Here is an 815-nt window from a genome sequence, read left to right as displayed (position 1 = left end):
TAGGGCGTGTCATCAATTACCTTGAGGAAAACCACCTTGTCCCCATTATACTTTTATGACTAAACGCTATGCCTTAAGAGATGATCAATGGGAACAGATTAAAGATCTGTTACCTGGACGAATGGGTACTGTTGGAGTAACGGCCAAAGACAACCGACTATTTGTTGAAGCAGTATTGTATCGGTATCGTTCAGGTATCCCGTGGCGAGACTTACCAGAACGCTTTGGTGATTTTAGAGTCGTGCATACTCGTTTTAGCCGTTGGGCTAAAACAGGTATGTGGCAGAGGGTCTTTGAAGTGCTGTCACATGACAGTGATAATGAATACGCCATGTTAGACTCCACCATTGTACGTGCTCATCAACACAGCGCTGGGAAAAAAAAATCAGGCGATTGGACGCAGTAAAGGTGGCTTAAGCACCAAAATTCATGCCCGTACTGATGCTTTAGGCAACCCAACAGGATTTTATCTCACTGATGGGCAGGCCCATGACTTAAACGGTTCAGATGTGTTGCTGGACTTATCGTTGAGCCAGACCTGGCTTATGGATAAAGCCTACAACTCCAGGGATCGGGTCATTGCTCCAATTTTAGCGGCGAAGGGTCAAATTGTGATGCCAGCGAAAAGTAATTCTATTGATCAGCGTGATTATGACCGACATCTCTACAAGGCAAGACATCTGATCGAGAACTTTTTTGCCAAGCTCAAGCAGTATCGTGCTATTGCCACACGCTATGATAAATTGGCTCAAAACTTCTTATCAGCGATCTACTTAGCATCAACAATCATCTCCATTAATTGATGACACGCCCTA

Annotated in this window: 1 pseudogene; it reads left to right on the top strand. The window is 44.4% G+C overall.

Annotated elements, in window-relative coordinates:
• The first annotated feature begins 55 nt into the window (after positions 1 to 55).
• Positions 56 to 803: pseudogene (locus A6M14_RS14025) on the top strand (IS5 family transposase).
• The last annotated feature ends 12 nt before the right edge of the window (positions 804 to 815 follow it).

The organism is Acinetobacter portensis, from assembly GCF_009372215.1.
Lineage (GTDB): Bacteria > Pseudomonadota > Gammaproteobacteria > Pseudomonadales > Moraxellaceae > Acinetobacter > Acinetobacter portensis.
The sequence above is the reverse complement of the archived record's forward strand: the minus strand, read 5'-3'. Positions and strand labels throughout refer to the sequence as shown.